Source organism: Clostridium vitabionis (genome assembly GCF_015351765.1).
GTDB lineage: Bacteria > Bacillota > Clostridia > Lachnospirales > Lachnospiraceae > Clostridium_R > Clostridium_R vitabionis.
The window spans coordinates 733232-747212 of sequence record NZ_JADKQA010000001.1 but is presented as its reverse complement, the minus strand read 5'-3'; the positions used below and the strand labels follow the sequence as shown (position 1 = coordinate 747212).

Below are 13981 nucleotides of genomic sequence, written 5' to 3'. Positions count from 1 at the left end.
TCCCGCAAAAACAACTGTTCAGAACACCATATTCCGGAGATACCTGCAAAATCGTCCGCGGACGGATCCTTCCGCATCCCTCTCCCGGAGTTATGCCCGATACCCAAAAAGTTCCTTCCCGAAAAGGAAGGAACCGATCACAAGGACTGGATTCAGGGTTCAAATTCTTCCGCCGCGATCCGGAGGTTCATGCTGTTGGAGCCCTTGAAGAGCACCGCGTCCCCCTCAGCCAGCGTATTTTTCAGATACTCAATCATCTCGTCCATATCGCCCGGAGCGGCAAAGCTCTCGATCTTGAGCGCTTCCCCCGCCTTCTCGAGGCCGTGCATGGAGAGCTCCTGCGCGAATGCGCCCTTCGCGATCCCCTGCGCGAGGCTCCCGTAGACAACCAGCAGGTTCAGGTTGTGAAGGCTCGCCGCAAAGGCACCGACATCGCGGTGAAATCTCGCGGAGTCCTCCCCGAGCTCCAGCATGTCAGAGAGCACGGCAATGCGGCGCTTCGCGCTGTGCATCGAGGACAGCACCCGCAAGGCTGCCTTCATCGAGTCGGGGCTCGCATTGTAGGTGTCGTCGATCACCGTGATCCCGTGATTCTTCATGACCATCTGGCGCCCCTTGAACCCGGTGAACCCGGCGAGCGCCTCTGCCGCTTTCTCCGGCGATACGCCGTAATGGCAGGCAACAGCCATCGCGGCGAGGGCGTCGGCCATCATATGCTCGCCGAGAACCGAAAGCTTGACCGGGACGCGGATCTCTCCCTGGACATAAGTAAACTGCGCGCAGCCATCCTCGAGGCGGAAATCCTCGGCCCGGCAGTCATTGTAGGAATTTCTCCCGAACCGGACAAGGCGGATGCCATCCTTCGGGAGGACGGTCTTCAGGAGGTCATTGTCCCCGTTCACAAAAAGGGTGCCGCCCTCCGCCATGCCGTCCTGGATGTGCAGCTTCTCGCGGAGGATATTCTCCCGGGAGCCCAGGTTCTCGATGTGCGCGACGCCGATATTGGTCATGACCGCGCAGTTCACCCTCGCGATCTGCGAGATCACGCTCATCTCTCCGGGTTCGCTCATGCCGAGCTCAAGGACGCCGATTTCATCGCGCTCGGAAATCTCCGAGATCGTGATCGGGACGCCGATCTGGCTGTTGTGGTTGGCCGGGGTTTTGAAGGTCCTGTACTCGGCGCTGAGCGCGCAGGCAATCATCTCCCTCGTTGTCGTCTTCCCGACGCTCCCGGTCACGCCGATGAGCGGGAGCTTGAGCCTCCCCCGGAGAAAGCGGCCGAGTGCCTGGAGCGCTTTTACGGTGTCGTCCACACGGATGAGCGCGCCCCGGCAGTCCTCAGGCGCTTCATCGTGCTCGGAAGTGAAGGAGGCACACGCCCCCTCGGAAAATGCCCTCTCGATAAATTTATGCCCGTCGTTCTTCTCCCCGATAATCGGGATAAACAGGTCATTCCCGCGCATCACGCGCGAATCCGTGCTGATGTTGTCCACTTCCGCCGACGGATCTCCGCAGAGAATCCTGCCGCCGACCGCATCAGCAATATCCTTCACACAGATATTTTCCATGATGTCCTACCCTCAGTCCAATCTTCCCTTTTCCCGAAGCTCCTCGACAGCCTTGTCCACTTCCTCGCGATCGAGGAAATGATGGCGCTCGCCGCGCACTTCCTGGTAATCCTCGTGGCCCTTGCCGATGATCGCGATGATGTCGCCCTGCTCCGCATTGCCGATCGCCCAGCGGATCGCCTTTCTCCGGTCGGGGATCTCCACATAGACGCCATGCCCCTTCCTCAGGCCAACCTTGATATCGCCGAGAATGTCCTCAGGATTCTCATAGCGGGAATTGTCCTCGGTGATGACACAGAGATCCGCGAGCCGCCCGCCGATCTCGCCCATGGAAAACCTGCGATCCCGCGCGCGGTTTCCGCCGCACCCGAAGACGACGACAAGGCGGCGCGGCTTATAGTCACGGAGCGTCCGAAGGAGTGTCTCCATGCTCACCGCGTTGTGGGCATAATCGACGATCACGGTAAATTTCGGGGATTTGTAGGCAATCTCCATGCGTCCGTCAACCTTCAGGTGTTCCAGGGCATGGGCTGCCTTCTCCTTCGGCAGGCCGAAAAAGCTGCATACCGCGGCAGCGGCCAGCGCATTGCTCACATTGAACAGACCGGGAACCGATACCCGGTACTCCTCCGAGCAAGGCTCCTCCCCCTTCTGGTAATCCATCGTGAAATCGATGCCGACAAAATCCGGTTTGTTGAGATATCCGATATTGACCGCGTTAAAATCTGAGAGCCGTTCGATGCCGAAAGTCATGACCTTCGCCTTCGCGCCGTCGATGATCTCGCTGTAGTGCGGGTCGTCGCGGTTCACGAGGCAGAGATCCGCGTTCTGGAGAAGCATTTTCTTGAATCCGATATACTCGGCAAAATCCTTGTGCTCGTTCGGACCGATGTGATCGTTCGAGATATTGAGGAAAATGCCGTAGTTGTAGTGGATCCCCGTAACCCGGCGCATTTTGTAGCTCTGGGAGGAGACCTCCATGACCAGGTAGCGGCAGCCGGCAGCAGCCATCTTCGCCGCGTACTCCTGGAGAATATAGGATTCCGGCGTCGTATTCGCTGTGGGGAAATGCTCATCCCCGATACTGATCCCGTTCGTTCCGATGAGCCCTGTCTTCTGCCCGCAGGCCTCAAGAATCGTGCGGATCATATAGGTTGTCGTCGTCTTGCCCTTGGTTCCGGTGACGCCGATCGTCGTCATCTTCCGCATCGGGTAGCCAAAACGGGCAGCCGAGAGCAGGGAGAGGGCGGCGCGGCCATCCGGAACCTTGAGAACCGTCACCCCGTCCGGAACCTCAAGTGCATGCTCCGCGACAATCACCCTCGCGCCCAGACGGACAACGTCCGGGACAAACTTGTGCGAATCGACATTGGCGCCGCGCATGCACACAAAGACCGCCCCGGGGCGCGCCTTGCGGGAATCGTAGACAACCTCGTCGACCTCCTCATCCAGGGTTCCCTGGAGAAGCTCAACCTCCATCTCGCTGACCCAATCGCCCAGCCTCATAGATTATTCCCCCTGCTCAATCATTTCATCAAATTGTTCCATGCTCATCAGCACCTGCCTTGCCTTAGTGCCCTCGTCCCCGCTGACCACGCCGGCCTCAGCCAGCTGGTCCATGATGCGGGCAGCCCGGTTGAACCCGATCTTGAATGCCCGCTGGAGCATTCCGATCGTCGCCTTATCCTTCTCGATGATAAACCGGCCTGCCTGCTCGAAATAGGCATCCCGGTCGCCTGCGCCGCTGCCCGCCGCCTGCGCGGAGCTGTTCACCGCGTTTTCGATCTCGGTATTGACCTTCCTGACCAGCCCCTGCCCGGTGACAAAGCGGACAACCTGACTGACCTCCTCGTCGGAGACAAATGCGCCCTGCACGCGCTTCGGCTTGGCGTAGCCGGACGGGTAAAACAGCATGTCCCCCTTGCCGATCAGCTTCTCGGCGCCGTTCATGTCGATGATCGTCCTCGAATCCACGCCCGAGGCGACGGAGAAGGTGATCCTCGACGGAATATTCGCCTTGATCACGCCGGTGATGACATTGACCGACGGGCGCTGTGTCGCGATCACCAGGTGGATGCCGGCGGCACGGGCAAGCTGTGCCAGGCGGCAGATCGCATCCTCGACATCGTTCGGGGCGACCATCATCAGGTCGGCGAGCTCGTCGATGATAATGACGATCTGCGGCATTTTCTGCGGCTTGTCCTTCATCTCCAGGCCGGCGATAGAATCCACCTTCGCGTTGTAGCCCCGGATATCCCTGACGTTGTATTTCGCAAATTTGCGGTACCGCTGATCCATCTCGCTGACTGCCCAGTTCAGCGCGCCCGCCGCCTTCTTCGGATCCGTCACCACCGGATAGAGGAGGTGGGGGATACCGTTATAGACGGAGAGCTCCACAACCTTCGGGTCGATCATCATGAGCTGGACTTCCTCCGGCTTCGCCTTATAGATAATGCTCATGATCATCGTATTGATGCAGACGGACTTTCCCGAGCCGGTTGCGCCGGCGATCAAAAGGTGCGGCATTTTCGCGATATCCGCGACGACCGTCTGGCCGCCGATATCCTTGCCGACCGCGAAGGCCAGCTTGGACGGATGGTTGCGGAATTCCGGGGATTCCAGCAGTTCCCGCAAGTAGACCGTCGACGGCGAATCGTTCGGCACCTCGATGCCGATGGCCGCTTTCCCCGGGATGGGCGCCTCGATCCGGATGTCCTGCGCGGCAAGGTTCAGCTTGATGTCGTCCTGGAGGGCGAGAATCCTGCTGACCTTGACCCCCATGTCCGGCTGGAGCTCATACCTGGTCACGGTCGGGCCGCAGCTGATGTTCGTCACGGTCACACCGACGCCGAAATTTTTGAGTGTCTGCTGGAGCTTGATGGCGGTGCTGCGGTAGATATTCTCGTCAAAATCCGAATTTTTCCCTTCTCCCGACGTCAGCAGGCCGCACGGCGGGAACGCATACTCCCGCTTCGTCTCCTCCTGCTTCTCCCGGATCTCGTCGTCGATGGAGGGTTCGTCATCTTCTGTCCGCTCCGCCTGGTATCTGGCTTCCGCTGCCTTCCGTCGGAGGATATCCTGCCCGGATCCCGGATCGTTCGTGAGAATCTTCCCCGTCGCGGTCACCACGGCTTCACTTGGCCGCGATGGCGCTTCGACCCGGCCGCCCGGCGCAGCCTGAGGCGGCTCATCAGCCTGCTGGTACATTGCCTTCTCCTCCGGCGTTTCCTCCGCAGGGCCGAACGTTCCGCGGAAGGTATCCGCCGGATTCCCGGAGACAATCGTCATCGGGGTATGGTCACTTCCCGGCGCTGTGGAGGTCACGCGGATGTCCGCGCTGGAAAAATCATCTTCCTGGTCACCGGAACCCGGGGTTCTGCCGGCCTCCCCGGTCAATTCCTCCAGAGTCATGGTGTCGTCATTCTTGACATAGATCTCGCTGAGGTCGATATCCCGGCGGCGGCTGTCTGAACGGTAAATCTCCGGGGACATGCCCTCCTTCGCCGGTTCCGCTGCCGCGTGTTCTGCTTCCGCCGGTTTCGGCGCTTCCTTTTCCGCAGCTTCCGCCGCCCGAGGCGCGGACGTATTCTCCTCGGGCAGCTTCACCTCATGGAGAGCGCTTCTTCCGGCTGTCTCCCCGGCATGGTGAATGACGCCGCGGAACTCGTCCGCCCGGCTTTCTTCCAAGCTCTCCGCTGCCGTGCGATCCTCCGCCCCGGAACGATTTTCCTGTCCGGCCTGTATCCCCGGTTCTTTCCGGTTCCCGCGTCCAGCGGTTTCCGCCGGCCCGGACAGATTCCCCGATTCAGCGGTTTCCGCCGGTCCGGACAGATTCCCCGATTCAGCGGTTTCCACCGGTCCGGACAGGTTTTCCGGTTTTTTCGGCACGGCGGCGAAACCGGCAGCCGTGCCGTCCCCGACCTGGACATCGATCGGTACACCGACGGCGATCGGCCGCGAGCCCTTGCCGTGCATCCGGTCCGCGGGCGATCCCGCGCCGATGTCCGGAACCTCCAGGCCGTCATCCGCAGTCACGGGGATCTTGCCGTACTCCCGGATGCTGGCCAGTTTCCCGTTCTTCTTCCCGGTATCGCGATCCTCCCCCGGATCCATCGCGTGGCTGAGGGCGGCCTCCCGGAGCTCCGTGGAGGCGAGATCAATGCCGCGGACGCGGGTTTCCTCCCGCTGCCTTTTGCGGTCAGCCTTCATGGCCTGCCGACGGTTCATGTCCTCACGGGCCTGCTCCACGGCATGCCCGCTGCTCTCACGGACAAAATTCACAAAGGACTTCTCGGTGATGCAGACCCCGCAGACAATCAGCACTGCTGCCTGGATGAGCATGGCGCCCACCGTTCCGGCCGCGCTGCGGAGAATGCCGCCGATGACGCCGCCGATGAAACCGCCCCCGCTCTTTGCCTTGTAAAAATCCGCCGGGGAGGACGCCGAGGCAAACCCCGCAACCAGCTGGATCAGGACACAGACCGCCACGATGCCCATCACGCAGGCTCCCAGCTTGATCATCGCTTTCGGGTTATTCCGGTTGGACACCCAGAAGACGATCCCGATAAAGATGATCACCGGTGCGGGGTAACCCATCACGCCGAAAATGCCGAGCATAACGCTCCGGAGAGCCGCGCCCAGCATCCCGCACAGGCCGAAATTGCTCAGGAAAAACAGGAGGCAGACGGCAAATGCCGCGATGATCCCGATCTCTGTCTTAAGCCCCTGCCCGGAGAACTCCTCGTCCTCCGCCCCGGCAGGCTCCGGCAGGCTTTTTGCCTTCCCGGTGTTCTTCACCGGGCCGGGTCTTTCCGCGGCGGACACGGGCACTGCCCTGTTTTCCCTGTGAACCGCTTTTTTTGCTGTATCCTTTTTAGCCATTCCTAACCCCCGTCAATATAACCATAGCGAAACAAGTATACAAAACTCGGGGGTGAATTGCAACCGATTCGAACAGGTGATCGTTCAGTAATCCACCTGCATCATGCAGAGCCCCTGGGCTGGCGCTGTCGGGCCGGCAAGGCGCCGCTCTCCCCTCTCCAGAATTTCGTCGATGCTCTCCGGCGCCCGATCCCCGGTCCCGATCTCCAGAAGCGTCCCCACCATGATCCGGACCTGGTTCTGCAGAAAGCCGTTCCCGTGAAAATACAGGCGGAGATAATCGCCCTCTGCCTCCACCCTGGCGTCGTAGATCACCCGGACGGTGGATTTTTTCATGCGCGGATTGCCGCAGAAGCCCTTGAAATCATGCATCCCGACGAGCTTTTTTATGCCGGCCGAAAGAAGCTCCGGATCAGGAACCCGCTCCGGGATGGTCACATATTTCCGGTCAAAGACCGGCTTTGCCTTTCCCCGCCAGAGCGTATAGCGATAGGTTTTTCCCTTCGCCTTGAAACGGCTGTGGAAGCGGTCCGCGCAGATTTTCAGCTCATTCACACTGATGTCCTCCGGAAGGTAGCGGTTCAGGTAATCCCGGATCCCGTCCTCGGAGAGCGGCGTATCCAGGAGCACATTGGCCGTCATCGCGAGCGCGTGGACGCCGGCATCCGTCCGGCCGGCGCCGATCACCGTCACCGGCTGATCCTCGGGAAGGCCGCACATGCGGGTGAGCACCGTTTCCAGTTTTCCCTGGATCGTCATATCCGTCGTGGGCTGGTGCTCCCAGCCGGAATACCGGGTGCCGTCATAGCTGATGGTCATTTTATAATTTCTTTTCATCGTTTCCTGTCATGCTTTCTTTTTATGCTTTCTTTCCGCTGCCATCCTTTGCCCGGCAGGCCTTTTCAACCGCGCCGACAACAATCCGGAGCGCCTTGATCCTTGCGTATTTCTTGTCTACCGACTCCAGGATGTGCCAGGGGGCAAATTCCGTGCTCGTCTTCTCCAGCATCTCATTGACCGCCCCCTCGTAGAGATCCCACTTGTCCCGGTTCCGCCAGTCCTCATCGGTGATCTTCCAGCGTTTCTCCGGCGTATTCTGCCGGTCGTTGAACCGCTCAAGCTGGGTGTCCTTGTCGATCTGGACCCAGAACTTGATCAGCACGCAGCCCCAGCCGCAGAGTTCCTTCTCGAACTCATTCATCTCGTTATAGGCGCGCTGCCAGTCATTTTCCGAACAGAAGCCCTCAAGACGCTCGACCATGACCCTGCCGTACCAGGTCCGGTCAAAAATCGCGATATGCCCGGTTTTCGGCAGGCGGTTCCAGAAGCGCCAGAGATAAAATCTCGCCTTCTCGTGAGGCTCCGGGCTCGCGATCGGGTGGACAATATAGCCCCTCGGGTCGAGCGCGGAGGTGATCCTCTTGATGTTCCCGCCCTTTCCGGCGGCATCCCAGCCCTCGTAGGCGATGATCACCGGGATCTTCTTCCGGTAGAGCTCATAGTGCAGCTCCCTGAGCCGCGACTGCAGTTTCCTGAGCTCACGGTGATATTCCTCATCTGGCATCACGCAGTCCTTCAGCGGGACATCCCGGAGAAGCGGCATGGGCTCCAGCTTGAAAATGTTCTGGCGGATCGGTGCCGCCAGCATCCGGTTCTTCATCGCCGTCTCGATCCCCTGGTTGAGGAACTGGAGAACCTGGAGCTCAGCCCATTTCTGGTCCGAGGCGTCGATAATATACCAGGGCGCTACCGACCGGTTTGTGTCATTCAGATATTTGTCATAAACCTCCAGGCAGCGGTTATAGTTTTCATTTTCCCAGATATCGTCGTTGTCCACACGCCAGGAGGTGTTCTTGTCTTCCATCAGGGCTTTCAGGCGCTTTTTCTGTTCCTTCCGGCTGATCTGGAAGAAGAATTTCATGATCAGGTAACGATTATCGCAGAGCTGCCGCTCAACCGTGTTGATGCTGTTGATCCGGGATTCATACTCCTTCGGCGTGAGCTCGCCGTTAAAGAGGCCGCCGGTGACTTCCTCCATCCAGCAGGTGTCGAAAAATTTAATTTTCCCTTCCTCCGGAATTTCCACAAGGTAGCGGTGGAGAAATGGATACCGCCGGTCCTCCGCGCTCGGCTCCTGGTCCATCGTCGCCACCGAGCAGAACCGCGGGTCCAGATCCTTGATCACCCGGCCGAGAATACTTCCCTTTCCGGCTGCGCCCCAGCCTTCAAACATGACGATGACCGGAAGCTTCGCCTCCTTGATCTTCATCTGGTAGCCGCTAAGCTTCTCCCGCTCGGCGCGGATTCCGGCTGCCATCTCTTCCTTCGCCGGCACAGGTGCCATCGCGATTTCCCTCAGCATAGCCCTTCCTCCTTACTGATGATTCTGATCCCTGTTGGACGCGCTAAGCTCCGTCACGCTGCGGGCCGCGTCCTGCACGGGATACCTGATGCGGAAGTGCTCCCGCATCTGGCCGCGGTCATACAGCTCATAGGTCAGATTCCCTGCCTCGTCCACCTTCCACCGCCGGATTCTCGCGAAATCCAGAAAATGCAGGGCGGTATTGATCGTCTTTCCATCCTCGTAGAACGAAAAATGAACAAGGGCATCCTTCCGGATCCGGACCGGGAAACTGTCCGCGGCGCCCGAAAATGCAGGGTTTGCGCCATTTCCCTCTGTTCCGTCGCTTGAACCGTCCGCCTCCCATGCCGCCCGGAAGGTCCAGGCATCCCCGTCATCGGCCGGATCATAGAGATATAGGTTCCATCCCTTTTGTTCAGGATACCTCTCCGCAAGATCAGCCAGGGCGCCCTGTGCCTCGGGCAGCCCTTCTGCCTGGGACAGCGCCCCTCCCCGCGCATCCAGATTCCCTGCGGGCACATAGGTACCATTCCCCGCGGCAAAGCGGCGCACTGCCGCATTTTGCTCGTACACACCGCTGGAAATCCGTGTATAGCGCCCCCTCGTGTCCCGGGTATAGTGGGTGGAAAGGCTTTTCGCGTAGGCCGGCGCGGCAGGAAAGAACGAGAGCACGGAGGCGGCAAGAAGGACCGCCGCGGCGGTGCGCACAGATTTTCCGGACATAGATTTCATAAAACTCCTCCTCAGCATAACGATGTTCAGGCCCTGCAGACCGAGATCTGCTTGCTCAGCAACTGTTCAGTCCCGCATGTGTTGAACAGTTATCATTATACCAGACATTTTCCAAAATATCCGGGTTCTCCCACCGGATTGCGCCAAAACCCGTTCCTGTCCGGCACCGGCGGCGGAAAAGCATAAGCAAATCCGCTAAGTTCGAACTGCGCTTACGCTTGTTCTCACTAAGCAAATTCGCATAGCTCGCACTAAACTCGCACTGCGCCCGCTGGGCTCGCGCCCCGCTCCGCGGATAGCCACTCCACTAAACTCGGACTGCGCTTTCGCTTGTCCTCGTTAAGTGGCTGGTTATTGCTAAGTGCTCTGCATAACAAAAGAGGCCTGAAACACCGGAAACAGTGTCTCAAACCTCTTCTTCATGAAGCTCCCGGCCGGACTCGGACCGGCGACCTACGCATTACGAATGCGTCGCTCTACCAACTGAGCCACGGAAGCATCGCAGAAGTCTCCTGAACATTCAGGGATCTTCTTCTGACCTGGCCGAGAATCGAACTCGGGTTTGCGCCGTGAGAGGGCGCCGTCTTAGCCGCTTGACCACCAGGCCGCATATTTTCCGCATCAATCTCTATGAGCAATGTACAGCGGAATCATCATATCACATTGTCCGGAGAAAAGCCACACTTTTTTGCGATTCTCCCATCGAGGCGACAAGATTCGAACTTGCGGCCTCTGCGTCCCGAACGCAGCGCTCTACCAAACTGAGCCACGCCTCGATAGTCCGCTCCCGTGAAGGGAAACTGACGAGTGACCTGGCCGAGAATCGAACTCGGGTTTGCGCCGTGAGAGGGCGCCGTCTTAGCCGCTTGACCACCAGGCCTTATCCAAAAATCTTCTTCCGGATCACCGGAAAATCGAGGCGACAAGATTCGAACTTGCGGCCTCTGCGTCCCGAACGCAGCGCTCTACCAAACTGAGCCACGCCTCGATGGTGACTGCCGGAATGCTCCGGCGCGTCAACGAATGATACTATAGCACAAAGCCGGACTGATTTCCAGTACTTTTTTATATTTTTGCAAAAATTCCGTAATGCTCGTTCCTGTTCAGTGCAGGCTGTGAGATAACCCGCAAACCGGACGCTTGCGGACGGCTTTGCGGACTATTCCACAGCCTGCAGCCAGGCGCCGCAGGCGCCCGGCTCCGCCATCACTCGATCCATGCCCCATCCGCGCCCAGCGTATAGCCGTCGACGGATGTGTTCAGCCGCATGGCGCCGTCCCCGCCGAGGTAATACCATTTCCCCTCGACCTTTTTCCAGCCGGTGGCCATATATTTGTCCGGGTTAAAGTAGTACCAGCTTCCCTCAATCTTCTTCCAGGTTCCGGCAGGATACCTTCCATCCGTCTCCCGGTACCACCAGCCCCTGCTGTTGTGGCGCCACTCCCCTAGCCTCCCGGCATAAGCGGCCCCCGCGGGAATCACGGTGAGCACAAGCGCCGCGGCCAGGGTGAGGGCAGCCGCCCGCAGTCCAGATTTTCGGTGATTTTTCTGTATCTTCATCTTCATTTCCTCCGTCATCAACAGTCTACGCCTGACCACGTTAAGTGGCTGTTTATTGCTGGCGCTCTGCCAAAAAAAGCCATCTCCTTTCGGAAATGGCTTCACCTTCTGACCTGGCCGAGAATCGAACTCGGGTTTGCGCCGTGAGAGGGCGCCGTCTTAGCCGCTTGACCACCAGGCCTTATGAAAAATCTCTTCCGGACTCCCGGAAAATCGAGGCGACAAGATTCGAACTTGCGGCCTCTGCGTCCCGAACGCAGCGCTCTACCAAACTGAGCCACGCCTCGATTGCCTAATAAGCATAGTATAAAATTCGCCAGCCGTCAAGAAGTTTTGGAAAAACTCGCGGCGAGTGCGCCGGCGAAACCACGGAAATAGAATTTTCCCCTCATCGGGTCCTGCCGCGGAGACGGCCGGTCATCCCGAGAACCGCCCGGTCATCCCGAGAACCGCCCGGTTATCCTGCCAGCGCCCCGAGAAGCCCGTAAGAAATCGCCGACATGATCACTGTCGCGATGACGACACCGACCAGGATCGCGAGGAACGCCTTCTTCGGCTCCATGTGGAGCAGGGAAGCGATCATCGAGCCGGTCCAGGCGCCGGTGCCCGGCAGCGGGATACCGACAAAGAGGGCGAGCCCCCAGAACTCATACTTCTCAATCTGTCCGCGGCGGTTCAGCGCGTGCCGCTCAAGCCACAGGGCAAATTCCCGTGTCGGTTTCCACCCTTTCATCAGCCGCAGGATTCTCTCGAACAGCAGCAGGACAAAAGGGATCGGAAGCAGGTTCCCCGCGATACAGAGCGGGACAGCCTTCAGGATCGGCACGTTCAGAAAAGCCGGGGAGGAGGCCAGGAGGCCTCCTCGAAGTTCCAGGATCGGAAACAGGGAAATGATAAAGACAATCGTCTCCCCGGAGAGCGCACCGGCGAGGTGCGCGGTGAACCAGGTGACAATCGCATTCATCCCTCAGTTACCCCGCTGCCGTGTCCGGATGCTGTGTTCTCCTCCGCAGGTGCCTCCTGGGATGCCGCGGCATCTTCCGGGCTCCCGGCCGCCGGGGCGGCCCCGGCGGCTGCGGGATCTTCCTCAGCGGGGGAAGGTTCTGCAGCGTCGTGTTCTTCCGCCGAAAACGTCTGCCCAACATGCGCGTCCGCGGTCTCCGCCGCAGTATTTTCCGCGCCTGCTTCTTCCGCGCGGGGCTCCTTCGCGGCACTCTCCCCCTTCGGGAAATCCTCCATCGGCGCGCCGCAGGAGCTGCAGAACTTCGCCCCCCTGGCCACTCTCGCACCGCACTCCGGGCAGACGCGGGTGCCCTCGAGCTCCGAGATCCGCGCCTCAAGATCACGGATCCGCTGGGAGGCCTCGCTGATCGTGCGGAACTCGGCCGCAAACTCGTCCTCGAATACCGCGGCGTGCTGCTCGAAAATCTTCTTTCCGATCGCCATAAACGCCTTGTCGCGGCTGTCCTGCTCCGCGCTCACCTTCGCCCTCAGCTGGATCGCCGAGGACATATCCTTTACCCGGCCGGCGGCAGTCTTGCCGGTCTCGCCGAGCATTTTTCCAAGATCATTCAGAAAAGCCATAGGACACCTCCATAAATTAGAATGTGGAAATTTCCCTCCCCCGTCATTTATGATACGGCAGGGCCGTCCCGATGTCAAATCCGGCAGCTTTCCGGCGGGACATCCGGGCAGCTGCCGCTCCCGGCTGCCGGCAGGGAGCTGTCATCAGTTCCCGAAGCCCTTCGGGTTCTTCCGACGCCAGTTGTAGGCGTCCCGGCACATCTCCGCGATCGTGTGCTCTGCCCGCCAGCCGAGTTCCCGCTCTGCCTTGGAGGGATCGCAATAATCGACGGGAATGTCCCCGGGACGGCGCTGTCGGATCTCATAGGGAATCGGATGACCCACGACCTTCTCAAACTCATGAACCAGTTCCAGGACGCTGTGCCCCTGCCCGGTGCCGAGATTGTAGGCGTCCACCAGTCCCGTCGTGTCATCGGGCAGGGCGAGGATATGCTGGAGGGCCATCCGCAGCCCCTTCGCCACATCGCAGACGTGGATGTAATCGCGGATGCAGGTGCCGTCCGGGGTCGGGTAATCGTCGCCGAAGATGCCGACGCACTTCTCCTCCCCGACAGCCACCTCGGTGATATAGGGCATCAAGTTGTTCGGCGTCCCGCTGGGGCTTTCCCCGATGAGGCCGCTCGGATGGGCGCCGACCGGATTGAAGAACCGCATGAACATGATTTTCCAGCGGGGATCCGCCGTGTGCAGGTCGCGGAGAATCTCCTCCACCATGACCATGACGCGCCCGTAGGGGGTCACATTGTTGCCGACCGGGCAGGCCTCATCCACCGGGATATGCTCCGGCATGCCGTAGACGCGCCCGGACGAACAGAGCACAAGATTCCGGACGCCGTACGCCTGCATCGTATTGCAGAGAATGAGCGTGCTCGCCAAGTGATTATAATAATATTCGAGCGGAAGGATCACGGATTCCGCGACCGACTTTAGCCCCGCGCAGTGCACGACAGCGCCGATCTGCTCCTCCTCGAAGATTTCCCGCATGTTGGTTTTGTGACAGAGATCCACCTGGTAAAAGAGCACCCGCTTCCCGGTGATTTTTTCAATCCGCCTGAGGGCAAGCTCACTGGAATTCGAGAGATCGTCCGCAACGACAACCTCAAAGCCCGCATTCAGCAGTTCCACGCAGGTGTGGCTGCCCACATACCCGGCACCGCCGGTGACCAGAATCTTCATTTTTCTCCTCCTCCGCCCGGAAAAAGCCAATGCCATCACTATACCATTTTCCCGGGAAAAAGCCAATGCCGCGAGCCGCCGCGGCAGGGATGGAGCGGCACCGCTCCGATGGGGACAC

10 protein-coding genes and 7 tRNA genes are annotated in these 13981 nt (G+C 59.6%); all 17 read right to left on the bottom strand.

Features of this window, described 5'->3' with window-relative positions; all coding sequences use genetic code 11:
• Window positions 1-152 precede the first annotated feature (152 nt).
• The 17 genes from ISF27_RS03165 to galE all read right to left on the bottom strand — a co-directional run bounded on the left by ISF27_RS03165 (window position 153) and on the right by galE (window position 13863).
• Window positions 153-1568 (bottom strand): UDP-N-acetylmuramoyl-tripeptide--D-alanyl-D-alanine ligase, encoded by a 1416-nt coding sequence (locus ISF27_RS03165; RefSeq protein ID WP_194609020.1) that lies wholly within the window; start codon window positions 1566-1568, stop codon window positions 153-155.
• 12 nt (window positions 1569-1580) lie between these two features.
• Window positions 1581-3074 carry a UDP-N-acetylmuramoyl-L-alanyl-D-glutamate--2,6-diaminopimelate ligase gene (locus ISF27_RS03160; RefSeq protein ID WP_194609018.1) on the bottom strand — a complete coding sequence of 498 codons (1494 nt, stop codon included), beginning with the start codon at window positions 3072-3074 and terminating at the stop codon, window positions 1581-1583.
• A gap of 3 nt (window positions 3075-3077) precedes the next feature.
• Window positions 3078-6449 (bottom strand): DNA translocase FtsK, encoded by a 3372-nt coding sequence (locus tag ISF27_RS03155; RefSeq protein ID WP_194609016.1) that lies wholly within the window; start codon window positions 6447-6449, stop codon window positions 3078-3080.
• Between the two features lie 84 nt (window positions 6450-6533).
• Complete coding sequence (truA, locus tag ISF27_RS03150) at window positions 6534-7286, bottom strand: tRNA pseudouridine(38-40) synthase TruA (RefSeq protein WP_194609014.1); 753 nt, start codon at window positions 7284-7286, stop codon at window positions 6534-6536.
• 22 nt (window positions 7287-7308) lie between these two features.
• Entirely contained in the window at window positions 7309-8811 is a 1503-nt protein-coding gene (pap, locus tag ISF27_RS03145; RefSeq protein WP_194609012.1) for a polyphosphate:AMP phosphotransferase, read from the bottom strand.
• Between the two features lie 12 nt (window positions 8812-8823).
• On the bottom strand, window positions 8824-9543 hold the full coding sequence (locus ISF27_RS03140; protein WP_194609010.1) for a hypothetical protein: 720 nt from the start codon (window positions 9541-9543) through the stop codon (window positions 8824-8826).
• A 425-nt stretch (window positions 9544-9968) separates the two neighbouring features.
• Window positions 9969-10041 (bottom strand) — tRNA-Thr (locus ISF27_RS03135).
• A gap of 37 nt (window positions 10042-10078) precedes the next feature.
• A tRNA-Glu gene (locus tag ISF27_RS03130) sits at window positions 10079-10150 on the bottom strand.
• A 95-nt stretch (window positions 10151-10245) separates the two neighbouring features.
• Window positions 10246-10319, bottom strand: a tRNA-Pro gene (locus ISF27_RS03125).
• Between the two features lie 32 nt (window positions 10320-10351).
• Window positions 10352-10423, bottom strand: a tRNA-Glu gene (locus ISF27_RS03120).
• A 34-nt stretch (window positions 10424-10457) separates the two neighbouring features.
• Window positions 10458-10531 (bottom strand) — tRNA-Pro (locus tag ISF27_RS03115).
• 218 nt (window positions 10532-10749) lie between these two features.
• A complete protein-coding gene (locus ISF27_RS03110) occupies window positions 10750-11103 on the bottom strand; it encodes a hypothetical protein (protein ID WP_194609008.1) in 354 nt (117 codons plus the stop codon).
• 109 nt (window positions 11104-11212) lie between these two features.
• Window positions 11213-11284, bottom strand: a tRNA-Glu gene (locus ISF27_RS03105).
• 32 nt (window positions 11285-11316) lie between these two features.
• Window positions 11317-11390: transfer RNA gene (locus ISF27_RS03100), tRNA-Pro, on the bottom strand.
• Between the two features lie 170 nt (window positions 11391-11560).
• The gene (locus ISF27_RS03095) at window positions 11561-12067 is read right to left on the bottom strand and encodes a COG2426 family protein (RefSeq protein WP_194609006.1); all 507 of its coding nucleotides are present in this window, start codon (window positions 12065-12067) and stop codon (window positions 11561-11563) included.
• A complete protein-coding gene (locus tag ISF27_RS03090; RefSeq protein ID WP_194609004.1) occupies window positions 12064-12687 on the bottom strand; it encodes a zinc ribbon domain-containing protein in 624 nt (207 codons plus the stop codon). Before ISF27_RS03090 ends, ISF27_RS03095 begins: the two co-directional genes overlap by 4 nt.
• Before the next feature lie 144 nt (window positions 12688-12831).
• Complete coding sequence (gene galE, locus ISF27_RS03085; protein WP_194609002.1) at window positions 12832-13863, bottom strand: UDP-glucose 4-epimerase GalE; 1032 nt, start codon at window positions 13861-13863, stop codon at window positions 12832-12834.
• Between the last annotated feature and the right edge of the window lie 118 nt (window positions 13864-13981).